The following is a 21,920-nucleotide window of genomic DNA, read 5'->3' as shown; positions in this document are numbered from 1 at the left end:
CTCAATGTCCGGCGAGTGCGATACGCGGCGGATAGGTGCGCTCGGGCAGCACCGCCAGCACGATCATCATGAATACGACGACCGCGGCCAGGATCAGATAGGTGTCGATCGTCGTCAACGTCGTCACCGCCGCCTCGACCCCGCGGTTGAGCGCCTCGAGCGCCCCTGGCGCGCTCGGCCTGCCAGCCGGCGTCAGCGCAGGCAGCGAGGCACCAGGGATCGGCGCGGCCTGCACGACGTTCAACCGGTCCGCGCCCAGCGTCTCGAGGATCCGCGTCCGGTGCAGCGCGCCGCGCCAGCGATCGATCAGCGCGAGCACCCCGACGCCGATCGCCTCGGCCACCGCGCGCGGCGCATTGATCATCGCGGAGGCGAACGGCCCCTCCTCGGGCGCCAGCACATTGGTCGCCATCATCAGCAGCGGCATCGCGACGAGCGGGAAGCCGATCGCGTCGAGCGCCTGCCACACCAGGAACTGGTCGGTCTGCCAGTCGGGGGTGAGGAACGCCTTGCCGATGCACGAGACGAGGATGCACGCGAAGCCGACCGCGCTCACCCAGCGCGAATCGACCCACTCGACGTCGAGCAGCAGCGCGGTCGCGGGCAGCAGCACGAGCTGCGACGCGGCGATCTCGAGCGTCACGACATGCGCCTGCAGCGGCCGATAGCCCTGCACCTGGGTCAGATAGGCGATCGGCACCGCCGAGGCCGACAGCGCGATGATCAGGAACAGGATCAGCGTGATCGAGGCATAGGCGAAATTGCGGCGCTTGAAGAGATCGAGCCGGATCAGCGGCACTTTTGCGTAGGTCTCGTGGATCAGGAACCAGGGGATGGCGACCACCGCGACCAAGGTGAGCGTCGCGATCAGCTGCGAGTTGAACCAGTCGAGCCGGTCCCCCTGTTCGAGCACGATCGACAGCGCGCCGAAGCCGACCGCGACAAGCAGCGCGCCCAGCCAGTCGAATTTCCTGAGCCGCTCGTAATTGGGCGGGTCCTGTTGCATTCCCCACCAGATCGGCACCGCCGCGATCACGCCGAGCGGCAGCGCCTCGAAGAAGACGAAGCGATAGTCGCGCACGCCGTCGGTCCACAGCGCCGCGAGCGTGGTCGCGAGATTGGGCGTGAAGGTCGCGGTCAGCGCGTAGCAGGCGAGGCCGTACAGCCGGATCGGCGGATCGAGCACGCGCAGCGCGGTGGTCATCAGCAAGGGAATGGTGAAGCCCGCCGCCAGCCCCTGCAGGAAGCGGAGGCCAAGCAGCGGGCCGATCGAGGGCGCGAGCGGCATCGCCAGCGTCGACAGGGTCGACAACGCGACCGCGAACAGCGCGAAGCGGCGGAAGGAGAAGCCGAGCCCGAGCGAGGGCGCGACGATCATGCCGATCACCTCGCCATTGATATAGACCGTGCCCAACCAGCTCGCCGGATCATGGCCGAGCCCGAAGCCGCCCGAGACATCGGGCAGCGCGCTGGTCAGCACCTGGTCGTTGAGCTGCGCGAGGATCGCCGCCGCCAATATCCCGCCCAGACCGACCAGGCGCCGCACGTCCATGGTCAGCGGTCGATCCGATACGGGGACGGGCGATGGGTGAGCGGTGGCATGATGATGGCTGGCTCTAAATACGGACGGCACGCTCGGCGTCTCCGCCCTTCGCGCCACAGGACCGACAAATCAACGGCAATCCTTTGCAATGGGTGCGGAAACGTTTGTCGGCATGCGCGTTGACCGGGCACCGCATCGGGGCGGGGCAGGGGGATAGACAACGGCTTGGCGCAGCTCTTTCGTCCTGGAGCGAACAGCCTGCTGCGCGTCGCGTTGTTCGCGCTGCTGCTCGCGCCTCTGGGTCTGGTCGCGCTGATGATCGGATTGCAGCGCACCGGCTACGTCACCGGCCAGGGGCGCTTCGCCGAGCAGACCGTGCCGTTCAGCCACAAGCATCATGCCGGGGAGCTCGGTATCGATTGCCGCTTTTGTCATGTCGGGGTCGAGACCGGCGCCAAGGCGACCGTGCCCACCACGCAGGTCTGCATGACCTGCCATTCGCAGATGTGGACCAACGCGCAGATGCTCGCGCCCGTGCGACAAAGCTATGCGTCGGGTCAGCCGCTGCGCTGGTCGCGCGTCAACCGCGTGCCCGGCTATGTCTATTTCGACCACCATGTCCATGTCCGCAACGGCGTGCCCTGCGCCGCCTGCCACGGCGACATGCGGCAGATGCCGCTGACCCGTCAGGCGACGCCGATGACGATGCAATGGTGCCTCGATTGCCACCGCGATCCCGAGAAGCGGCTGGTGCCCGCCGATCGCGTGACGCTGTCCAAACCCTATGAGCAGTCGATCCCCGAAGACGAGGCGCGGCGTATCCATGCGCATGTCGTCGGGCTGCAGCACGCGCGCAGGCTGACGGATTGTTCGACATGCCATCGATGACCGGCTTCGATCCGCACCGGCGCGAGGTGCTGCGGCTGATCGCGGCGGGGGCGGCGGCAAGCCTTGCCGGCTGCTCCAAGCCCGACCAGCCGATCATCCCCGCGGTGCGCGACGAGGCGGGCGACCGCGCCGGGCGCACGCGCCGCTATGCAACGACGCTGGCGCTCGCCGGCTATGGTCGCGGCGCGACCGCGCTGGTCGTCGACGGGCGGCCGATCAAGCTCGAGGGCTCGGCCAACCATCCCGCCAGCCTGGGCGCGACCGACCTGTTCGTCGAGACCGCGATCCTCGATCTCTACGACCCGCAGCGGCTGCGCGCGCCGGCGGACCCCGAGGGCATTTCGGGCTGGCCGATGCTCGAGCGCACGCTGATCGCACGGCTGGCGGGGTCGGCGGGCGCGGGTGCGGTGCTGCTCACCGGGCGGCTGACCTCGCCGACCCTGCTCGCGCGCATTGCGGAGGCGAAGACGCGGCTGCCGGGGCTGCGCCATGTCCGTGCCGAAGTGATCGACGACGATGCCGAGCGCGGTGGCGCGCAGCTGGCTTTTGGCCGGCAGTTGACGATGCGGCCTCGACTCGCCGAAACCGACGTGCTGGTGCTGCTCGATGCCGATCCGCTCGGGCCGGGGCCGGACCAGATCGCGTTCGCGCGCGGCTGGGCGGATCGCCGGCGCGCGGCGGGCAAGCCGCTGCGCACCTATGCCGTTGAGCCATCGCTGACCCAATCCGGCATCTGTGCCGATCGGCGCACGGCCTTGCACCCGGCGTTGATCCCCAACGTGCTGCTGACGGTCGCCGCTGCATTTGGGGCGGGCGGCGCTGTGCCCGCATTGCCGTCCGAGGCCCATCAATTCGTCGTCGGGCTGATTGCCGATCTCAAAGCCGCGCAGGGCCGCGCCCTCGTCATGATCGGGCGCGGCCAGTCGGTCGAGGCGCATTCGCTGGCGGCGTGGATCAACCATGCGCTTGCCGCCCCCGTCGACTGGATCGCGCCGGTCGATCCCGATCCGTCGAGCCACCATGAAAGCCTCGCCGATCTCACCCGCGACATGGCGGCGGGGCGGGTGACGTCGCTGATCATGCTCGACGCCAACCCGGTGCTCCACGCGCCGCCGTCCTTCGGTTTCGCCGACGCACTCCGGCGCGTGCCGCTGAGCGTGTCGTTCGCCGCCTTCCCCGACGAGACCGCGATGGCGACGACCTGGCGCGCGCCGCTCGCGCATGGTCTCGAAGGCTGGGGCGACCTGCGCGGGCCCGACGGCAGCGCCAGCCTCGTCCAGCCGATGATCAAGCCGCTGTTCGGGGCGCGCTCGGCGCTGGCGGCGCTCGATCTGGTCGACGCGGGCGGTCCGCGCATCGACGAGCATGCGCGCGTGCAGCAGCAGTGGCGTGCGCAGGCTGGCGGCGATCCGGATCGCTGGTGGCGCGACACGCTGGTCGCGGGCGTCATCGCGGATACGGCGACAAAGGCCGAGACGCCGGACGCGCCCAAGCTCCTGCGTCCCGCGCCGGGCCGCACGCCCGTCGCGATGATCGTCACGCTGCCACCATCGCCGACGCTATGGGACGGGCGCGGCGCGACCAATGCCTGGGCGCAGGAATGTCCGGATCCGGTGACGCGCCAGATGTGGGGTGCGCCGCTGCGGCTGTCCGCCAACGACGCCGCGCGGTTCACGCTCGCGGAGGCGGACCTTGTGTCGCTGGGCGGCGTCGAGGTCGCGGTCACGATCGTGCCGGGACAGGCGGACGGCGTCGCGACGCTGCCGCTCGGCCATGGCCGCCGCGCGGGCGGTCCGATCGCAGTCGGGCGCGGGACGCTCGGGCCGGGTGCGGACGGCTTTCGCCTGCGCGGCCCGCGCGGTGGCTGGACGAGTGCGCCGCTGACGCTCACCGCCACCAGCCGCCGAGCCTATGTCCCGCGGAACCAGCGCGACTTCGAACTCGATGGCGAGATCAAGAAACTCTATCCCGTCGTCCGCCCTGGCCAATCGACGGACAAGCCCGCGCCGCACCCCTCGCTGCTCGGCGCCGGGCCGCCGCGGCCGCCGGCCGCGCCGCAATGGGGAATGGTGATCGACGCCTCGGTGTGCATCGGCTGCAACGCCTGTGTCGTTGCCTGCCAGGCCGAGAACAATGTGCCGGCGATCGGACCCGACCAGATCGACCGCGGCCGCGACATGCACTGGCTGCGCGTCGACCGCTATCAGCACGACAAGGGCGGCGGTTTCCAGCCGGTGCCGTGCATGCAGTGCGAAACAGCACCGTGCGAACCGGTCTGCCCGGTCGAGGCCTCGGTGCACGATGCGCAGGGGCTCAACAACCAGGTCTACAACCGCTGCGTCGGCACGCGGACGTGCCAGGCGAACTGCCCGTATAAGGTGCGGCGGTTCAACTTCCTCGACTATGCCGGCGCCGAGCTGTGGGGCGAGCTCGATCCCGCGCCGGCGACCGCGCAGCGCAACCCCGATGTCACCGTGCGGTCGCGCGGGGTGATGGAGAAATGCACCTATTGCGTGCAGCGGATCGAGACGGTGGTCCACGAGGCGGACGCCTCCGGCACGCCGATCGGTCGGGTGGTCACCGCCTGCCAGGCGGCGTGCCCGACACAGGCGATCGCATTCGGGGATATCGGCGATCCGGCGTCGGATGTCGCCAGGCTGCGCCAGGATCCCCGCCACTATGCGCTGCTCGAGGAGCTCGGCACGCGGCCGCGCACGACCTATCTGGCGAAGGTCGTCAATTATGGCCCCGGTCCTGGGGGCGAGGCGTGACGCCTGTCACTCACCGTTCCCCGGCGAAGGCCGGGGCCCAGGCCCGCACTTTCGAATCTGCGCCGCCCGACAATAGAATGGGCCTGGGCCCCGGCCTGCGCCGGGGAACAAGCAAGGGGGTCGCGCGATGACCGACGCCGCCCGCTGGCTGTTGCCGTCGATGCTGGACATGCAGGCGATCACCGATGCCGTCTGCGCGCCGCTCACCGACCGGCGCGCCGGCAAGCGCTGGTGGATCGCGGTGCTGGTCTCGCTCGGCGTCACCGGGCTCGGCGCGATCGCGGTAGGTGTCTCGCTTGCCTACGGCCCCGGCATGTGGGGCAATAATTCGGCGGTCGTCTGGGGCTTCCCGATCGCCAACTATGTCTGGTGGATCGGCATCGGCAACGCCGGCACGTTGATCTCGGCGCTGCTGCTGCTGACGCGGCAAACATGGCGCAATGCGATCAACCGCTTCGCCGAGGCGATGACGATCCTCGCGGTGTCGATCGCCGGGCTGTTCCCGATCCTGCATCTCGGCCGCCCGATGTACGCCTATTGGCTGGGACCCTATCCCAGCACGATGGGTGTGTGGCCGCAGTGGCGCTCGGCGCTGGTCTGGGATTTCTGGGCGATCCTCTCCTATCTGCTGTTCTCGCTGATCTTCTTCTATCTCGGGCTGATCCCCGACCTGGCGACCTTGCGCGATCGGCCCGGCGACAGGGGCTGGCGTCGCATCTGGGGCGTCGCCGCGCTGGGCTGGCAGGGGACGCCCGGCCAGTGGCGCGCACACCAGCGCCTGCAGCGGACGATGGCGGTGATCGCGACGCCACTAGTCTGCTCGGTCCATTCGATCGTCGGGCTGGATTTTGCCGCCTCGCTGATGCCGGGCTGGACCGAGAGCATCTTCCCGCCCTATTTCGTCGTCGGCGCCTATTTTTCGGGTTTCGCGATGGTCGTGCTGCTCGCACTGGTGATCCGCGCGACGCTGCGGCTGGAGGGCGTGATCCGCCCCAATCATCTCGACGCAATGGCCAAGATGCTGCTCGCTGCCGGATCGATCATGCTGCTCTCCTACGGCAGCGAGTGGATGTCGTCGCTGTGGACGGGCGAGGCGGCCGACCTGCGCTTCCTCCGCTTCAGCTTCACCGGCCCCTATTCGGGCATGACCTACGGCATGATCCTCGGCAATTGCCTGCTGCCGCAGCTGTTCTGGTCGCCCGCGCTCAGGCGCTCGACGCCGGTGCTGGTGATCGTGTCGCTGGGCGTGCTGGTCGGCATGTATTTCGAGCGCATCCTGATCCTCTGCAACACGCTGTCGATCGGCTACGAGCCGACGATGTGGACGCTGTACGTGCCGACGATCGTCGACGGGCTGATCCTGTTCGGCACCGGCGGGCTGTTCGTGCTGCTGTTCCTGCTGCTCGCGCGCGTCATCCCGCTGGTGCCGATGTACGAGATCCGCGAACTGGCGGAGAGCGCGCGATGACCGCGCTCGCGCTCGCCAGCTTCGCGCATGAGGCGCCGTTTCGCGAGGCGGTCGCGCAGGCGCGGGACGACGGGCGGCGGATCGTCGGGCTGTGGTCGCCGATGCCGATCGAACTGGGCGAGATCGGCGAGGTGGAAGCCTATCCGATCGCCTGGATCGCGATCGCCGCGGGGCTGCTCTCGGCGGCCGGCTTCTACGCGTTCATCTGGTGGACCGCGACGCAGGCCTACCCGTTCGACAGCGGCGCGCGGCCGCTGCACTCCTGGCCGGTGTTCCTGATCGCGCCGATCGAATTCGGCGCGCTCGCGGCGGGGATCGCGGGCATGCTCGCCTTCGTCGTGCGGGCGAGGCTGACGCGGTTGCACGACGGCGCCTTCGATCTCGACGAGGTGGCGCGCGCCTCGTCCGACCGATTCGTCCTTGCGCTCGCCTGCGACGAGGACGATGCGCCCGACATCATCCGGATGCTGACGGAAGCCGGCGCGGTGCACAGTCGGATGGTGACGCGATGAAGGCCGCGCTGCTCGCCATGCCGCTGCTGCTCGCCGGCTGCGACCTGTCGATGACCAAGCAGGCGCGCCACGACGCGCAGGGCGGCGCGACCTTGTGGCAGGATGGGCCGGCGGCGAGCGACGACGCGCCTGCCGGGACGGTCGCGCAGGATCAGCCCGCGCGGGATGCCGCCGCGACGACGCCGCCGCACGTCACGCCCGCGCTGCTAGCGCGGGGCGAGGATCGGTATCGGATCTTCTGCACGCCCTGTCACGCCGAGACGGGCAACGGCCTCGGCCGCGTCGTCCAGCGCGGTTTTCCGCGGCCGCCGGCGTTCGGAAACCAAGACAATCCGCGCCGCACCGCCGACGCGATCACGCGCGGCTATGGCGCGATGTACCCGTTCGCCGATCGCATCGAGCCCGACGACCGCTGGGCGATCGCCGCCTATGTCGAGGCGCTCAAGACGCTCCAGCCGGGGCAGGGCAAGTGAGGGTGGCGTCGCTGCTTCGCGCGCTGTTGGGCGCGGCGGCGGTCGCCCTGCTCGCGATCGCCGATCCGCGCGCTGCGGCCGATGGCTGGCGGGCGGCCTTCCTCCTGCTGAGCGCCCCGCCGATCGGCGCGGTGGCCTTGCTGCTGATCGCGCGCGTCGTCGGCGCCGATTGGGATGCCGCGCTGGTGCCAATGCTGCCGGCGATGCCCTGGCTAGGGCTGCTCGCGGTTCCGGTGGTGATCGGACAGGCGCTGTTCCACCATCCCGAGGGCCACCTCCAGCTGTGGCTATCGCCTATAGCCTTCGCCGTCCGATCGGCGCTGGCCTTATTGGTCTGGTCGTGGATCGGCCGTGCGCTGAGGCGGGGCACGCTGACGCAGGCGGGGCCGCTGCTCTTGCTGCACGGGCTCATCGTGTCCGTGATGGCCTATGATTGGCTGCTCGGCGTCGCACCCGCGCAGCCCGAGTCCGTGGCGCCGATGGTGCTCGCGGTGATGCAGATCGGTGGGTCGGCCGCTCTGGCCTGCGCGGCAGGCCTGGGAACGGTGTCGCAGCGTCGCGATCTCGCTTATCTGCTTGTCGCCTGCGCGCTCGGGCTGAGCTATTTTCTCTACATCGACTTCGTCATCGTCTGGTTCGGCAATCTGCCCGCGCATGTCGGCTGGTATGTCGATCGTCGGACGTTGCCAGCCGCGCTGCTGCCGGGCCTCGCGCTAGTATTCGGGCTGATCGCGCCGATCCTGCTGATCGGACTGAGCCGCAGCGATGGCGCGCGTGGCTGGGCGGGGCGTGCGGCGTTGCTCGCGCTCGGGCTCATTGGGGTGTGGATCGTCGCGGGGCCGGGTGGCCGGATCGGGCTGGCCATGGGGCTGGCGGCAACATTGGCGGTCGGCGGACTGGCGCGGGAGGCGTGGGCATGAGCCAGGACTATGAGGGCTGGAGCGTCCGCGCCAAGCCGGCGGTGATCGCTCTGGCCGTCTTCGTGATCACGCTGGTCGCACTCGTCGTCGTCACCGGTACCTTTTACAACCATCGCTACGCCGCGCAGACGCGGGCGGTGCCCGAGCATTTCGCGGCGCCCGTGCTCGAGACGATCGACACCGCGCCGAGCGACTGGCGCCAGGTCCAGGCACCGCGGCCGCCGGCGGCGATCGGCAATGCGATGGCGGTGACGGCGGCGCAGGGCGATGCGCTATGGGGTAAGCCGTGAACCGCGCGGCGATTCTCGCAGTGGCGCTGCTCGCAAGCCCCGTGGCCGCCGCACTGACCCCCGCCGAACTGTCGCGCGTCGGCGCGACGCCGCCGACAGGCGCGGTGCTGCCGGCGGGGCTCGGTTTTGTCGACCAGCGTGGCGCACGCGTCACCCTTGCCAATGGTTCGATGCCGACCGTGCTGCTGTTTGCCGATTACAGCTGCAAACATATCTGCGGCCCCGGCATCACGCTGACCGCGGGGGCGCTGCACGATGCCGCGCTGGTGCCAGGTCGCGACTATCGCATGGTGGTGATCGGGCTCGACGGCGACGGGCCGGCGGTGGCGCGCCGGCTGATCGGCGAACGGCTGCAGAGCCTGCCGCGCGAGGCGCGGAGCGTGGAACTGCTGACCGGCACGCCCGCGGCGATCGCGATCGCGGAAAAGGCGCTCGGCTATCACGCCGAATATGATGCCGAGGCCGATCAGTTCGCGCACGACGCGGCGCTGTACGTCTTTGCGCCGACGGGCACCCTGGCCGCGCTGTTGCCGGAGACCGCGACCACGGCGCCGCAACTGGCGTCCGCGATTGCGCGTGCCAAGCTGGATGCCGCCTATGTCGCACCGTCGCCCAAAGCCGACGACAGCCTCGCGGGGCGGATCAGCGCGATCTGCTACGGGTTGGCCGCGGCGCAGGGAGTCTATGCCAAGCCCGCGATCCTTGCGCTGCGTCTTGGCGGGATCGCGCTGGTCGCGGCGTTCGCCGGCTTCCTGGCGTGGAGCCTTCGCCGGCAGCGGAGCGCCGTCTGATGCTTGAATCCGCCTCCACCATCGCGCCGTCGGTCGATCGCATCTTCTGGGTGCTGGTCGGCTTGAGCGTCGTCATCATGACCGTGGTCGGCACGCTCGTGCTGTCGTTCGCGATCAAATATCGCGCTGGCACCAAAGCCTATCGCGGGCCGCTTCCCGACTGGATGAGTCGCGAGGTGGAGATCGGCTGGACGGTGGCGACCCTGTTCGTCGCGCTGTTCGTCTTCTGGTGGGCGGTGTCGGCGCAGCTGCCGCATTTCCTGCTGCCCAAGCGCGCGCTCGAAATCCACATCGTCGCCAAACAGTGGATGTGGAAAGCGCAGCACCCCGAGGGGGTGCGCGAGATCGACGCGCTGCATATCCCGCAGGGCGTGCCGGTGCGGCTCGAGATGACTAGCCAGGACGTGATCCACAGTTTCGGCGTGCCCGCCTTCCGGATCAAGCAGGACGTGCTGCCGGGCCGCTATACCGCGACCTGGTTCGAGGCGACCAAAGCCGGAGACTATCACCTGTTTTGCACCGAATATTGCGGCACCGACCATGCCCGGATGACGGGCACGATCACCGTGATGCCGCCCGAATCCTACGCGACCTGGCTCGCCGCGCAGCCGCATGGCGAGGATCTGGCCGGGGAGGGCGCGCAGCTGTTTACCAAATTCGGCTGTTCTGGGTGCCACGGTGCCGGCGCCCGCGTGCCGGCGCCGCCGCTCGCCGGGCTCTACGACCGACCGGTGACGCTCGCCGACGGCAGCACCGTCACCGCCGACGAGGATTATCTGCGCACCAGCATCCTGCGCCCCGAGGCGCAGGTCGTCGCCGGCTATCCGTCGGTGATGCCGAGCTATCAGGGTGTCGCGAGCGAGGAGCAGGTCGTCGCGATGGTCGCCTATATCAAGGCGCTCGAGCAGGGCCGGAGTGAAGCGCGATGACGGGGCCACGATGAGAAGCGACGACACCGGCCTGCTGGCGCGCGAACCCGGCGAGCGCACCTATCTGACCGAGGGTACGACGCTGCGCTCGTGGCTGCTCTCGACCGACCACAAGCGGATCGCGATCCTCTACGCGGTCTCGATCACGATGTTCTTCTTCATCGGCGGCGCGGCGGCGACCGTGATCCGGCTCGAGCTGTTCACCCCCAAGGGCGATCTCGTCACCGCCGACACCTACAACCGGCTGTTCACGCTGCACGGCGTGATCATGGTGTGGTTCTTCCTCGTCCCCTCGATCCCTGCGACGCTGGGCAATTTCCTGCTGCCGCTGATGATCGGTGCCAAGGACGTCGCCTTCCCGCGGCTCAACCTGATGAGTTGGTACCTCTACGTCATCGCCGGCTGCTTCACGCTCGCCGCACTGCTGCTCGGCGGGGTCGATACGGGGTGGACCTTCTACACGCCCTTCTCGACGCTCTACTCGAACAGCTATGTGCTGCTCGCCGCGTTCGGCATCTTCGTCGTCGGTTTCTCGTCGATCGCGACCGGGATCAACTTCATCGCCACCGTCCATCTGCTGCGCACCAAGGGCATGACCTGGATGCGGCTGCCCTTGTTCTGCTGGTCGATGTACGCGACCAGCCTGGTCATGGTGCTGGCGACGCCGGTGCTGGCGATGGCGATGGTGCTGATCTGCGCGGAGCGGCTGCTCGGCCTGCCGATCTTCGATCCGCGCGCGGGCGGCGACCCGCTGCTCTTCCAGCACCTATTCTGGTTCTACAGCCATCCGGCGGTCTACATCATGATCCTGCCGGCGATGGGCGTGGTCTCGGAGATCATCGCCTGCGAGGCGCGGCGGCGCGTGTTCGGCTACCAGTTCATGGTCTATGCGATGCTGGTGATCGCGGTGATCGGTTTCCTGGTGTGGGGCCATCACATGTTCGTCTCGGGACAATCTCCGTTCGCGAGCATGATCTTCAGCTTCCTGAGCTTCGTGATCGCCGTCCCTTCCGCGATCAAGGTGTTCAACTGGACGGGCACGCTCTATCGCGGGACGATCCGCTTCTCGGCACCGATGCTCTATGCGCTGGGCTTCGTCGGGCTGTTCACGCTGGGCGGGCTGACCGGCCTGTTCCTCGCCTCGATCCCGGTCGACGTGCATCTGTCCGACACCTATTTCGTCGTCGCGCACTTCCATTACATCATGGTCGGCGGATCGGTGTCCGCCTTCTTCGGGGGGCTGCATTTCTGGTGGCCCAAGATCACCGGGCGGCTCTATTCGGAGACCTTTGCGAGAAGCGCGGCGCTGTGGCTGTTCTTCGGGTTCAACTTCACCTTCTTCCCGCAATTCATCCTCGGCTATCTCGGCATGCCGCGGCGTTATCACGAATACCCGCCCGAATTTCAGGTCTGGAACGTGATGTCGTCGACCGGTGCGGTGGTGCTTGCGGTGGGCTATCTGATGCCGCTCTTCTACCTGGGCTATTCGCTCTTCTACGGCGAGCGCGCGCCCGACAATCCGCATCAGGCGACCGGTCTCGAGTGGACGACCACGTCGCCGCCGCCGAAGCATAATTTCCTCGTCTTCCCCGTCGTTCGGACCGAGGCCTATGCCTATCATGATTGGGACGAGGCCCCGGGCAAAGCCGACGAGACGATGCAGGACGAACGGGCGTGAGTGGCGCCCGATTCCCCGGCGGGCGCCCAGAGACGCACGCCTCGCGCTTCGCAGCGCTGGGCCCCCGCCTGCGCGGGAGAACGGGCGGAGTGTGGCGGTGAGCGTCGCACCCCCCACGCCAATGCTGGTCGAGCCGTTCGAGCAGGCCGACCGCCAGCACGAGGCGATGGTGTTCGGGCTGTGGCTGTTCCTGGCGACCGAGATCCTGTTCTTCGGCGGCTTCTTCTTCCTCTACGCCGTGGCGCGTCTGCAGGACCCGGGCGGGTTCGCAGTCGGCGGCCATAAAGCCAATCTCCTGCTCGGCACGATCAATACCGTCCTGTTGATGAGCAGCAGCGCAACGCTGACCGTCGCCGAGCGTGCGATCAAGGCCGAGTGGCGGCGCGCGGCCCGCGTGGCGATCGTCGCGACGCTGATTCTCGGCACCGCCTTCCTGGCCGTCAAGGGCTTCGAATATCATGAGGACCTGTCCGAGCATCTTTTCCCGACGGTCCCCGGCTTTCCCTTCACCGCGGTAGGCGCGATCCGCTTCTGGTCCTTCTACTGGCTGATCACGCTCATCCATGCGGTCCACCTGACGATCGGGCTGGCGTTCGTCGCGCGGCTGTTGTGGCTCGACCGGCTGGGGACGCTGGGGCCGCGCTGGATGGTGGCGGAGGTGACGACGCTCTACTGGCATCTCGTCGACATCGTCTGGCTGCTGCTGTGGCCGCTGCTTTATCTGATCGGGCGGTGATGGCGGAGGATCGGCCGCCCGACGCTCGCACGATCGTGCTGAAACCGCTGCTGGTCTGGGCGGCGCTGTTCGGATTGGGCGCCATCAGCCTCGGATATGCGCTGGTTCCTGGCGCGCCGCTCAAACCGCTGCTGTCTCTCGCGATCGTGCTGGTACAAGCGTCGCTGGTGCTGGGCGCGTTCATGAAGCTCGGCAAGGCGAGCGCGCTGGTCCGGATGACTGCGCTGATCGGCGTCGTCTGGCTGAGCTTCCTGTTCCTGATGGCGTTCGCGGACCTGGCGACGCGCTGAGCGGTTCGCCGTTCAGGGGCGCGTTGCGGGCGGGGGGGCATCCCCGATCGCCATGATCAGCTTGGTCAGCAGATACAGTCGCGGCGTCACCGTCGTGAGATCGAGATATTCGCGCGCGCTGTGAAAGCCGCCGCCGACCGGGCCCAATCCGTCGAGCGCGGGGACGCCCGCGGCCGCAGCCAGCGCGGATTCCGACGCGCCGCCGTTTCCAGCCATGCCGAGCTCGCGCCCGAGCCCGGCATAGATCGCCTTGGCCTGACCCGCGAGCCGCTGCGTTGCCGGGTTTTCGGGCAAGGGCGGAAAGGCGGGCGTGGTCGACACCTCGACCGTCGTGTCCGGCACGAGCGTCTGCTTGGCCGATGCCGCGAAGGCGGACTGCACGGTTGCGAACTGGTCGGCGCTGCGCACGCGATAGTTGATGTCGGCGCTGGCGAGGTCGGGGATGACGTTGACCCGGTCGCCCGCCTTGAGCGTGGTCAGGTTGACGGTCAGCCCGTCGCCCGACTGCGGGAAGCGGTCGATCGTCTTCAGCTGGTGGATCAGCTCGACCGCGGCGTTGCGACCGTCCTGTGGTGCGACGCCGGCATGCGCGGCGCGGCCGTGGACGGTGAGGTGGATCGTCGCCGATCCCTTGCGCCAGACCGTGATCGCATCGGGCGCATCGCCCGGTTCCATGTTGAGCTCGACATCGGCATCGTGAAGCAGGCGGTCGATCAGATGACGCGTGCCGGGCGAGCCCTGTTCCTCGCTGGTTTCGATCAGCAGCGTGATCCGCTTGTAATTCCGCGCGCCAAGATCGTGGAGCAGCTTGAGTGCGACCACGGCCTCGATCGCGCCGGCCTTTTCATCGGAGACGCCGGGACCGTAGGCCCGTGCACCGTCGCTTCGATAGGGTCGCTCGGCGGCGGTGCCGGCGGGGAATACCGTGTCGACATGTGCGATGATCAGGATGCGCGCGCTGCCGGTGCCATCGATCCGCGCGACAACATTGTCGCCGAGCCCCGCGGCCTCGGCGGCGACCGTCTCGATCGTCGCGCCGAGCGCGCGCAGGCGGGGCACGAGCAGCGCCTGGACCTTGGCGGCACCGGCGGCGTCCCCCGTGCCGGAGTCGATGTCGACGGCGCGTTCGAGCAACGCGAGCTGGTCGGCGCGGGCGGCGGTCGCGGCAGCCAGCACGCGCGTGTCGGGCCTGGCCATGGCCGCCTGCGCGATGCCGGCTGCGAGCAGCATCCCGACCATCGTCCGTGTCCGTCCGCTTCCCCGCATCGCGCTACTCCCCGCCCCAAGACGATCGCGACGATCGCCGACCTGCGTCACAATGTCGAGCGGCAGCGTCCTGTCCTACAGGCCGAGGTCGCTCAGCCCCGGATGATCGTCGGGGCGGCGCCCCTGCGGCCAGTGATACAGCCGCTCGTCTTCGCGGATCGGCAAGTCGTTGATGCTGGCGATGCGGCGCTTCATCAGCCCGTGTGCGTCGAATTCCCACAACTCGTTGCCATAGGAGCGGAACCAGTCGCCGCGCGAGTCATGCCATTCATAGGCGAAGCGCACGGCGATCCGGTCGTCGCGGAAATCCCACAGCTCCTTGATCAGCCGATAGTCCTGCTCCTGCGCCCATTTGCGGGTAAGGAACGCGACGATCGCGTCGCGGCCCTGCAGAAACTCGGCACGGTTTCGCCACTGGCTGTCGACCGTATAGGCGAGCGAGACGCGGGCAGGATCGCGGCCGTTCCATGCGTCCTCGGCGAGCCGCACCTTGCGCGCCGCGGCCTCGGGCGATGCGAAGGGCGGCAGCGGCGGACGCTCGGTCTCCGGCGTCACGCGCCGACCCCCGCCAACGGCCCGGTGCCGTTGAACTTGCCGGCCTGATAGTCTTGGATCGCCATGCCAATCTCCTCGCGCGTGTTCATCACGAACGGTCCGTGCGACACCATCGGCTCGCCGATCGGATCGGCGTGGCCGAACAGCAGCGTGGCGTCGGTCCCGGCCTCGACCAGCACGGTGTCGCCATCGTCGTTCATCCGCACGAGGTGCCAGCGGTCCACCGCACCGCCGCCGACCGCGATGCGACCCGCGACCACATAGAGCAGGATGCTTCGTCCCTTGGGTGCAGGCAGTTCGACGCGCGCGCCGGCGGACAATTGGAGTGTCGCCATGAAGACGCCGGTCAGCGATGCGATCGGCCCGACGACGTCGTCGAACGTGCCGGATGTCAGATACAGCATGCCGTTGCCGTCCGCGATCGGAATGGCGGGGATCTGCTCCGCTTGGACGCCGGTATAGGCAGGCGTGGTCATCTTGAGGCGGGCGGGCAGGTTGACCCACAGCTGCAGGATCTCGAGCGCGCCGCCTTGCCGTTTGAACGACGGCGGCGACACCTCGGCATGGATCAGCCCCGAGCCGGCGGTCATCCACTGGACGCCGCCTGCCTCGATCACGCTCTCATGGCCGCCGGTATCGTGGTGCGCGAGATTGCCGGTAAGGATGAAGGTGACCGTCTCGAAGCCGCGGTGCGGATGTGGCCCGAACGGCAGGCCATCGTTGCCCGGCCGATAGGTTTGCGGGCAGTGATGGTTGAGGAACAGGAAGGGGTCGACCTGCTCGAGCCCAGGGCCGGGCACCGGACGCCGCGTGGTGAGGTCGCCGATGTCGTCGCGGAGGGCGGGGTAGGCGCGGGCGATGCTGCGGGGCGTCATCACGGTCTCCGGCGTGTGTGTCGCGCCCGAATAGAACGAACGCCGGGATGGCGGAACCGCAAAAGGCGGATGACGCGGCGCCACGCGGCGAGAGGCCGGGAGATTGCGACGTCTCGGCCGCGATGGATCGGATCATGTCTGGCGGAGCCGGCGCGCGATCCCTACATCGTCGCAGATAGGAGACTTGCCGTGATCTACCGTTCCCATCGTTTGGCGTCTGCCCTCGCTCTTGCCCTGGCGCTGGCCAGCACGGTCGCGATGCCGGCCGATGCCCGGCGCGGCGGAAGCTTCGGCAGCCGCGGCTCGCGAACCTATTATGCGCCGCGCCCGACCTATAATGCGAGCCGGCCGGTGGCGCCGATCGAGCGGTCGATGACGCCGCGGACCCAGGCCAGTCCGGCCTATGCGCCGAGCTTCGGCTCGCAACCCAGCTATCGCCCGGGCGGCCGCTTCGGCGGTTTCGGCGGCGGGCTGTTGGGCGGCCTCGTCGCCGGCGGGCTGCTTGGTCATTTCCTTGGCGGGGGCATGGGCGGCGGCGGCTGGGGTTCGAGCGGCGGTGGTGGACTGCTGGCCTCGCTGATCCAGCTCGCCCTGCTCGGCGGGATCGTCTGGCTGGTCATCGGCTTCTTCCGTCGACGCTCGGCGGGGCAGAGCGGATCCGCTCCGGGCGGCTTCGGCGGCGCCAGCGGCTTCGTCCCGCAGGCGGATGGCGGGCCCTGGGGCGGCGGCGGCGCACAGACGCAAGGCTATGCCGCACCGGCGACGGACATCCCGCTGAGCCAGGCCGATCAGGCCGCGTTCGAGCGGCTGCTGATCGACGTGCAGGACGCATTCGGCCGCGAGGATTATGCGCGGCTGCGCCAACTGACCACGCCCGAGATCATGTCCTATCTGTCCGAGGAACTCAGCCAGAACGCGACGCAGGGCGTCCGCAACGAGGTAAGCGGGACGCGGCTGCTCGACGCCGAGGTTTCCGAAGCCTGGCGCGAGGCGGACGCGGATTATGCGACGATCAGCCTGCGCTACGAAGGTATCGACGTGATGCGGAATCGCACCACCGGGATGATCGTCAGCGGCTCGGCCAACATGCCGAGCGAGACGACCGAATTGTGGACGTTCGTCCGCGATCGGGGCGGCGTCTGGAAGCTGTCGGCGATCCAGGATAGCTAGGGGCGTGATGTCTGGAACGACGCGACCGACCAAACACGCAGGTCTGCGGCCAGACCGCTAGGAAAATCGCAGCCCCCGTAGTAGGGGCGGGCGATGCAGAGACCAAAAGGCAAGTGGCGCGCCGATCACGACGCCCGCGTGGTGCGCAATATGCACGAGATCGAGGCGTCGGTTACGCGCCTGAATGACGAAGATCTTCTGGATCTCCATGATATTTTCGCGGGAGACCCCGGGTCGCCGCTCGATATCCTCGCCGCCGCCGAAATGAGCCGGCGCGATCTGAAACCCTGATACGGGCGTCTCACCGCGCTGGCGCCCGCGGCTATGCCACCGCGCCGATGCGCGCGACCACGTCATGCTCGCCGATCACCGCGATCCCGTGCCCGCCTTTGCGCAGCGCCGCGGCCTTGGCGAGCAGCCGGGACCGTCGTTCGCCCTCGAATGGCGACGGCGGTTCGGCCAACACCAGCAATGTCGTCGTTGCCCCGACCGACGACACGATCCTGCCGCCGGCGGCGGCAAGGCGCCGGGCGAGGCGGCCGTCGCGCGGCTCGCCCGCGATCGCGATACGCTCGCCGCGCAGCGGCCCTATGGCCGCCGGGGTCGGCGCCGGGCCGGGCTTGGTCGTGGGTGCCATCCAGCCAAGAAGGTCGATCCCCGTATGGTCGATGGCCTTGACGATCACCATGCCGGCCGCGCGCGCGTCGCTGAGCGCGTCATGATGCTTGTGGGCAACGCCCAGATATTCGGACAGGACGTTCAGCCGGTGGCTCGGCAGATCGGGCCAGGCGCGTTTGGCGACGCGCACGCTGTCGAGCCAGCGCGTCTCTATGACCGGCCGATCGTGGACGCGGCAGGCAGCCGCCAGCGCACCTTTGTCGAAATAGCTGTGGGCGACCGTGATGCGGTCCGACAGGTGCCCGTCGAGGAGGCCGTGAATATCCGCAAAGGTCGGATGCCCGACCACATGGTCGGGGCCGATACCGTGGATGCGGATGTTGAAGTCGTGGAAATCGTCGCAGGGATCGACCAGCGTCTCGTAGCACCATCGTTCGCGGCCGCCGGCGAAGCCGACGATCCCGACCTGGCATATGCTGCTCACGCGCGAGCAGGCGGTCTCGACGTCGATCACGACGAAGTCGACGGATTGCGGGATCGGGGCGGCGGGGTCTGACAGCGAAGGCTGCGTCGTGACGGTCATGTCCACGACCTAGCAGGCCCGGGGGCGATCCGCAGCCGGGAACCGGGGATCGCCGCCGTTCTCCGTTCGCCGTTGGTCAGGCGGAGCGATCGAACGCCCAGCGCAGCGTGCCTGCGACGCCCAGGGTGCCGGTACGGATCAGGGGGAGGCTCAGACCGGCAGGCGGCAGACCATGCATCCGCTGCGCCCAGGCGGGGAGCAGATCGACGCCGGCTTTCAGGATCAGCCGCTGCATGGGTTCTGCCATCGCATTGCTGGCGCGTTGCTCGAGCACGAGCCGCGCGACCTCGCGGGTTCGGTGGTCGGCGCGCAACCGGCCTTTGGTCTCGGCGACGAGCCGCTCCGCGGCCGATCGCGAGTGCGGCGCCCGGGCGGCGCCGAGCGCCTCGGCCACCTGCGCCATCTCGGCGAAATAGCGGTCCTGATCGCGCATCGACATGCGCGGCTCGGCATAGCGGATCCAGCCGTCGAGAAAGCTCTTCGCGCCGGTGACGTGGACCCAGTCGAGCAGATCGGGATCGTCGGCGGCATAGGGCGTCCCATCGGGCAGGGTGCCGCGGACACGGTGGTGGATGGATCGGACCAGCGCGATCGCGTCCTCCGCATCCGATTTCGATCCGAACGTCGTCACCGCAATGAAGCGGGCGGTCCGGCGCAGCCGGCCGTGCATGTCGCCGCGAAAAGTCGAATGGTCCCATACGCCAGCGAGCACCGCCGGGTGCAGCATCTGCAGCAGAAGCGCAGCAATGCCGCCCGCCATCATCGACGTCACGTCGCCATTGACCCGCCAGGCGACGGACTGCGGGCCGAACAGGCCGTCGGCGCGGCGCTCGACCGGCCGTTCTCCCTGGGCGCGATCATTGAATAAGGAGGAGACCTCGGCAGCGATCGATCGGCGCAGCGGTTCGGTCAGGGCTCTGATCACTGCATATATGTCCTACGCCAACCGGGGCTTCGCGTGGCGACAACGGCTCAAGGTCGGCCGGAGTGCCGTCGCCGCGGACGGCGGCGCCCATCGCACCGGATCACGACGGCACGGCCATGCAGGTATCGGTGACGCGATGACGGGCCTGCAACCCAGGATCCTCGCGCGATCCGGCCCATGCGACCGGATCGATGACCGGCGGTCCCGCATTGAACGGCGGGAACCCGGAGGCGATGATGACGAAATTCGGATATAAGCTGATGACCGAGGAACATGGTCCGAAGGCGCTGATCGACAATGCGGTGCGCGCCGAGGCGGCGGGCTTCGACTTCGTCTCGATCTCGGATCATTTTCACCCGTGGCTCGAGGCGCAGGGGCATGCGCCTTTCGCGTGGAGCGTGCTCGGCGCGATCGCGCATGCGACGTCGCGGATCGGCATCGCGACCGGTCTCACCTGTCCGATCATCCGCTATCATCCGGCGATCATCGCGCAGGCCGCCGCCACCATCGCCCTGATGAGCGACAACCGCTTCACGCTCGCGGTCGGTGCCGGCGAGCGGCTCAACGAACATGTCACCGGCGCGCGCTGGCCGTCGATCCCCGAGCGGCACGCGATGCTGGGCGAGGCGATCGAGATCTTCCGCACGCTCTGGCAGGGCGGCGTGCACAGCTGGAAGGGCGAGTATTTCGTCGTCGACCACGCCCAGCTCTATGACCTTCCCGACGCGCCGATCGACATCGTGCTGGGGGTGAGCGGGCCGGCATCGGTGGCGCTGGCAGTCGACAAGGCGGACGGAATCATGACCACCGAGCCGAGCGGCAAGCTGGTCGACGATTTCCGCACGAGAAAGCCGGGCTCGGCCTATTCGGAAGCGGTGCTGTCCTACGCCGAATCCGAACAGGCGGGCCTCGACCAAGCGCGTGAGACCTTTCGCTTCTCGGCGCTCGGCTGGGCGGTGAACAGCGAGCTGCCGACCGTCGCCGGATTTGAGTCGGCGAGCGCATTCGTCCGGCCGGACGATCTCGCGGATGCGATCGCGGCAGGCCCGGATGTCGACGTGCATCTCGCGCTGATCCGCAAATATGTCGATGCGGGCTACGACCATATCGTGCTGACCTGCCCCGGCCAGCAGCAGGCGCGCTTCATCGACTTCTTCGAATCCGAATTGCGGCCGCGGCTGTAGGCGTCCTCCTCGGCGACCGCTGCGCATGAACAAACGCCCATCTTGGTCAACGGCATAGGCGCGCGAGGACCCCATCGGCAGCCGCCGCGTTTGGAGCTGGTCCGCCTGGAAGGCAGGGCGCCTGCCAGCGAAGGAACACGGGACGATGACGGACAAGATCTATGATGGCGTCGGGCGCCGCACCGTCCTGGCCGGTGCCGGCGTCGGGTTCGCCCTTGCGTCGGCAAAGGCGGTCGCAGCGCCCACGATGCCGGCTGCGGCGCCGATCGACGAGGGTTCGAGCACAGGCGGCCATATCAGCTTCCCGCCGATCCACGCCGACACCGAACGGCCGGACGGCACCCCGCCGAACCAGGATCCACCCGCGCGCCGCGTCGGCTTCGCGATCGTCGGCCTCGGGCGCCTGGCGCTCGAAAACATCCTGCCCGCCTTCGCGCAGTGCAAGCATGCCAGGCCGGTCGCGCTGGTCAGCGGCGATCCGGAGAAGCTACAGACGGTCGCGGCGCAATATGGCATCGCGCCGTCGGCCTGCTACGACTACGCGGGCTTCGACCGCATCCGCGACGATGCGGCGATCGAGGCGGTGTACATCGTCCTGCCCAATGCCCTTCACCACGACGCCGTCGTTCGCGCCGCGCGCGCGGGCAAGCATGTCCTGTGCGAGAAACCGATGGCGACGTCACCCGCTGAAGCGCGCTCGATGGTCGAGGCGTGTGCCAAGGCGGGCAAGCGGCTGATGATCGCCTATCGCTGCCAATATGAGATCAATAATCGCGAGCTGTCCAAGCGCGCGCGGGCCGGCGAGTTCGGCCAGATCCAGCTGATCGATGCGATCAATACGCAGAATCAGGGCGATCCCGCGCAGTGGCGACAGAAGAAGGCGCTGGCGGGCGGCGGCTCCTTGCCCGATGTCGGGCTCTATTGCCTCAACACCACGCGCGCGCTGCTCGGCGAGGAGCCGACCGAGGTGCAGGCGACGATCTACAGCCCGTCGGGCGACCCGCGCTTCGCCGAGGTCGAGTCGACCGTGTCGTTCACGCTGCGCTTCCCTTCGGGAGCGGTCGCCAATTGCGCATCGAGCTATTCGGCCCACGAGCATCGCAACCTGCGCGTGATCGGCACGAAGGCGGTCGGCGAGATCGAGAATGCCTTTGGTTACGAGGGTCAGAAGCTCCATATTTCCAAGCGAGAGGGCAAGGCCGAGAGCGACAGCGCTTTGTCCTTCGGCCAGAAGAACCAGTTCAGCCTCGAGATCGACCATATGGCGGAGTGCGTCCGCTCGGGCGCACGGCCGCGCACGCCGGGCGAGGAAGGGCTGCAGGATCAGGTGATCATGGCGGCGATCTATGAAAGCGCGCGGACCGGCCGGCCGGTCAAGCTCGCCGCGGAGACACAGGTCGACGCGTTCCGCGGGCCGATGCCGGCGGACGCCTGACCAACTTTCCGCCACGCAAT

At 68.5% G+C, this 21,920-nt stretch carries 22 protein-coding genes; 16 read left to right on the top strand and 6 right to left on the bottom strand.

Features of this window, described 5'->3' with window-relative positions:
- Position 1 precedes the first annotated feature (1 nt).
- Positions 2-1,552, bottom strand: a complete 1,551-nt coding sequence (locus tag Q0326_RS16510) for an MFS transporter (protein WP_298692570.1) — start codon at positions 1,550-1,552, stop codon at positions 2-4.
- Between the two features lie 216 nt (positions 1,553-1,768).
- Here Q0326_RS16510 and Q0326_RS16505 point away from each other — a divergent pair, with 216 nt between their 5' ends.
- The 12 genes from Q0326_RS16505 (at position 1,769) to Q0326_RS16450 (ending at position 13,289) form a co-directional block, all read left to right on the top strand.
- The gene (locus Q0326_RS16505) at positions 1,769-2,431 is read left to right on the top strand and encodes a cytochrome c3 family protein (protein WP_298692567.1); all 663 of its coding nucleotides are present in this window, start codon (positions 1,769-1,771) and stop codon (positions 2,429-2,431) included.
- Complete coding sequence (locus tag Q0326_RS16500) at positions 2,419-5,202, top strand: 4Fe-4S dicluster domain-containing protein (protein WP_298692565.1); 2,784 nt, start codon at positions 2,419-2,421, stop codon at positions 5,200-5,202. Before Q0326_RS16505 ends, Q0326_RS16500 begins: the two co-directional genes overlap by 13 nt.
- Before the next feature lie 127 nt (positions 5,203-5,329).
- The gene (gene nrfD, locus Q0326_RS16495; RefSeq protein WP_298692563.1) at positions 5,330-6,670 is read left to right on the top strand and encodes an NrfD/PsrC family molybdoenzyme membrane anchor subunit; all 1,341 of its coding nucleotides are present in this window, start codon (positions 5,330-5,332) and stop codon (positions 6,668-6,670) included.
- On the top strand, positions 6,667-7,182 hold the full coding sequence (locus Q0326_RS16490; RefSeq protein ID WP_298692562.1) for a DUF3341 domain-containing protein: 516 nt from the start codon (positions 6,667-6,669) through the stop codon (positions 7,180-7,182). Before nrfD ends, Q0326_RS16490 begins: the two co-directional genes overlap by 4 nt.
- On the top strand, positions 7,179-7,655 hold the full coding sequence (locus Q0326_RS16485; RefSeq protein WP_298692560.1) for a cytochrome c: 477 nt from the start codon (positions 7,179-7,181) through the stop codon (positions 7,653-7,655). The genes Q0326_RS16490 and Q0326_RS16485 overlap by 4 nt, the downstream gene beginning before the upstream one ends.
- A 2-nt stretch (positions 7,656-7,657) precedes the next feature.
- On the top strand, positions 7,658-8,575 hold the full coding sequence (locus Q0326_RS16480; protein ID WP_298692558.1) for a hypothetical protein: 918 nt from the start codon (positions 7,658-7,660) through the stop codon (positions 8,573-8,575).
- A complete protein-coding gene (locus Q0326_RS16475) occupies positions 8,572-8,865 on the top strand; it encodes a hypothetical protein (protein WP_298692556.1) in 294 nt (97 codons plus the stop codon). Before Q0326_RS16480 ends, Q0326_RS16475 begins: the two co-directional genes overlap by 4 nt.
- Positions 8,862-9,656, top strand: coding sequence for a hypothetical protein (locus Q0326_RS16470; protein WP_298692554.1), 795 nt, complete (start codon positions 8,862-8,864; stop codon positions 9,654-9,656). Before Q0326_RS16475 ends, Q0326_RS16470 begins: the two co-directional genes overlap by 4 nt.
- Positions 9,656-10,585: a cytochrome c oxidase subunit II gene (coxB, locus tag Q0326_RS16465; protein WP_298692552.1), complete on the top strand. Its 930-nt coding sequence runs from the start codon at positions 9,656-9,658 to the stop codon at positions 10,583-10,585. Before Q0326_RS16470 ends, coxB begins: the two co-directional genes overlap by 1 nt.
- Before the next feature lie 10 nt (positions 10,586-10,595).
- Entirely contained in the window at positions 10,596-12,263 is a 1,668-nt protein-coding gene (ctaD, locus tag Q0326_RS16460; RefSeq protein ID WP_298692549.1) for a cytochrome c oxidase subunit I, read from the top strand.
- Between the two features lie 97 nt (positions 12,264-12,360).
- The gene (locus Q0326_RS16455) at positions 12,361-12,999 is read left to right on the top strand and encodes a cytochrome c oxidase subunit 3 (protein WP_298692546.1); all 639 of its coding nucleotides are present in this window, start codon (positions 12,361-12,363) and stop codon (positions 12,997-12,999) included.
- Entirely contained in the window at positions 12,999-13,289 is a 291-nt protein-coding gene (locus Q0326_RS16450) for a cytochrome C oxidase subunit IV family protein (RefSeq protein ID WP_298692543.1), read from the top strand. The genes Q0326_RS16455 and Q0326_RS16450 overlap by 1 nt, the downstream gene beginning before the upstream one ends.
- A 12-nt stretch (positions 13,290-13,301) precedes the next feature.
- Here the strand turns inward: Q0326_RS16450 and Q0326_RS16445 are convergent, their stop codons facing one another.
- From Q0326_RS16445 to Q0326_RS16435, 3 genes are all read right to left on the bottom strand, one after another.
- A complete protein-coding gene (locus Q0326_RS16445) occupies positions 13,302-14,519 on the bottom strand; it encodes a glutamate carboxypeptidase (protein WP_298692541.1) in 1,218 nt (405 codons plus the stop codon).
- A 111-nt stretch (positions 14,520-14,630) separates the two neighbouring features.
- Entirely contained in the window at positions 14,631-15,110 is a 480-nt protein-coding gene (locus Q0326_RS16440) for a nuclear transport factor 2 family protein (RefSeq protein ID WP_298692539.1), read from the bottom strand.
- On the bottom strand, positions 15,107-15,985 hold the full coding sequence (locus tag Q0326_RS16435) for a pirin family protein (protein ID WP_298692537.1): 879 nt from the start codon (positions 15,983-15,985) through the stop codon (positions 15,107-15,109). The genes Q0326_RS16440 and Q0326_RS16435 overlap by 4 nt, the downstream gene beginning before the upstream one ends.
- Before the next feature lie 189 nt (positions 15,986-16,174).
- On the opposite strand from Q0326_RS16435, the gene Q0326_RS16430 reads away from it, so the two are divergent.
- Positions 16,175-17,155: a TIM44-like domain-containing protein gene (locus Q0326_RS16430; protein ID WP_298692535.1), complete on the top strand. Its 981-nt coding sequence runs from the start codon at positions 16,175-16,177 to the stop codon at positions 17,153-17,155.
- A 150-nt stretch (positions 17,156-17,305) separates the two neighbouring features.
- The gene (locus Q0326_RS16425; RefSeq protein ID WP_298692533.1) at positions 17,306-17,446 is read left to right on the top strand and encodes a hypothetical protein; all 141 of its coding nucleotides are present in this window, start codon (positions 17,306-17,308) and stop codon (positions 17,444-17,446) included.
- A 31-nt stretch (positions 17,447-17,477) separates the two neighbouring features.
- Here Q0326_RS16425 and Q0326_RS16420 read toward each other — a convergent pair whose 3' ends face one another.
- Positions 17,478-18,356, bottom strand: coding sequence for an exonuclease domain-containing protein (locus Q0326_RS16420; protein ID WP_298692532.1), 879 nt, complete (start codon positions 18,354-18,356; stop codon positions 17,478-17,480).
- Between the two features lie 76 nt (positions 18,357-18,432).
- Positions 18,433-19,281: an oxygenase MpaB family protein gene (locus tag Q0326_RS16415; RefSeq protein WP_298692530.1), complete on the bottom strand. Its 849-nt coding sequence runs from the start codon at positions 19,279-19,281 to the stop codon at positions 18,433-18,435.
- Positions 19,282-19,517: 236 nt separating this feature from the next.
- Here Q0326_RS16415 and Q0326_RS16410 point away from each other — a divergent pair, with 236 nt between their 5' ends.
- Complete coding sequence (locus tag Q0326_RS16410) at positions 19,518-20,465, top strand: TIGR03557 family F420-dependent LLM class oxidoreductase (RefSeq protein WP_298692527.1); 948 nt, start codon at positions 19,518-19,520, stop codon at positions 20,463-20,465.
- A gap of 145 nt (positions 20,466-20,610) precedes the next feature.
- Positions 20,611-21,900: a Gfo/Idh/MocA family oxidoreductase gene (locus Q0326_RS16405; RefSeq protein ID WP_298692524.1), complete on the top strand. Its 1,290-nt coding sequence runs from the start codon at positions 20,611-20,613 to the stop codon at positions 21,898-21,900.
- Positions 21,901-21,920 lie beyond the last annotated feature (20 nt).

The organism is uncultured Sphingomonas sp., from assembly GCF_937859915.1.
GTDB lineage: Bacteria > Pseudomonadota > Alphaproteobacteria > Sphingomonadales > Sphingomonadaceae > Solisphingomonas.
Note: the sequence above shows the minus strand (reverse complement) of the source record. Positions and strands in the feature narration are given on the sequence as shown.

Excerpts from the sequence above, each read along its gene's own strand:
- Q0326_RS16510 (WP_298692570.1), bottom strand. The coding sequence starts at position 1,552 with ATGGACGTGCGGCGCCTGGTCGGTCTGGGCGGGATATTGGCGGCGGCG.
- Q0326_RS16500 (WP_298692565.1), top strand. The coding sequence starts at position 2,419 with ATGCCATCGATGACCGGCTTCGATCCGCACCGGCGCGAGGTGCTGCGG.
- nrfD (WP_298692563.1), top strand. The coding sequence starts at position 5,330 with ATGACCGACGCCGCCCGCTGGCTGTTGCCGTCGATGCTGGACATGCAG.
- Q0326_RS16490 (WP_298692562.1), top strand. The coding sequence starts at position 6,667 with ATGACCGCGCTCGCGCTCGCCAGCTTCGCGCATGAGGCGCCGTTTCGC.
- Q0326_RS16485 (WP_298692560.1), top strand. The coding sequence starts at position 7,179 with ATGAAGGCCGCGCTGCTCGCCATGCCGCTGCTGCTCGCCGGCTGCGAC.
- Q0326_RS16475 (WP_298692556.1), top strand. The coding sequence starts at position 8,572 with ATGAGCCAGGACTATGAGGGCTGGAGCGTCCGCGCCAAGCCGGCGGTG.
- coxB (WP_298692552.1), top strand. The coding sequence starts at position 9,656 with ATGCTTGAATCCGCCTCCACCATCGCGCCGTCGGTCGATCGCATCTTC.
- ctaD (WP_298692549.1), top strand. The coding sequence starts at position 10,596 with ATGAGAAGCGACGACACCGGCCTGCTGGCGCGCGAACCCGGCGAGCGC.
- Q0326_RS16450 (WP_298692543.1), top strand. The coding sequence starts at position 12,999 with ATGGCGGAGGATCGGCCGCCCGACGCTCGCACGATCGTGCTGAAACCG.
- Q0326_RS16445 (WP_298692541.1), bottom strand. The coding sequence starts at position 14,519 with ATGCTGCTCGCAGCCGGCATCGCGCAGGCGGCCATGGCCAGGCCCGAC.
- Q0326_RS16435 (WP_298692537.1), bottom strand. The coding sequence starts at position 15,985 with ATGACGCCCCGCAGCATCGCCCGCGCCTACCCCGCCCTCCGCGACGAC.
- Q0326_RS16425 (WP_298692533.1), top strand. The coding sequence starts at position 17,306 with ATGCACGAGATCGAGGCGTCGGTTACGCGCCTGAATGACGAAGATCTT.
- Q0326_RS16420 (WP_298692532.1), bottom strand. The coding sequence starts at position 18,356 with ATGACCGTCACGACGCAGCCTTCGCTGTCAGACCCCGCCGCCCCGATC.
- Q0326_RS16410 (WP_298692527.1), top strand. The coding sequence starts at position 19,518 with ATGACGAAATTCGGATATAAGCTGATGACCGAGGAACATGGTCCGAAG.
- Q0326_RS16405 (WP_298692524.1), top strand. The coding sequence starts at position 20,611 with ATGACGGACAAGATCTATGATGGCGTCGGGCGCCGCACCGTCCTGGCC.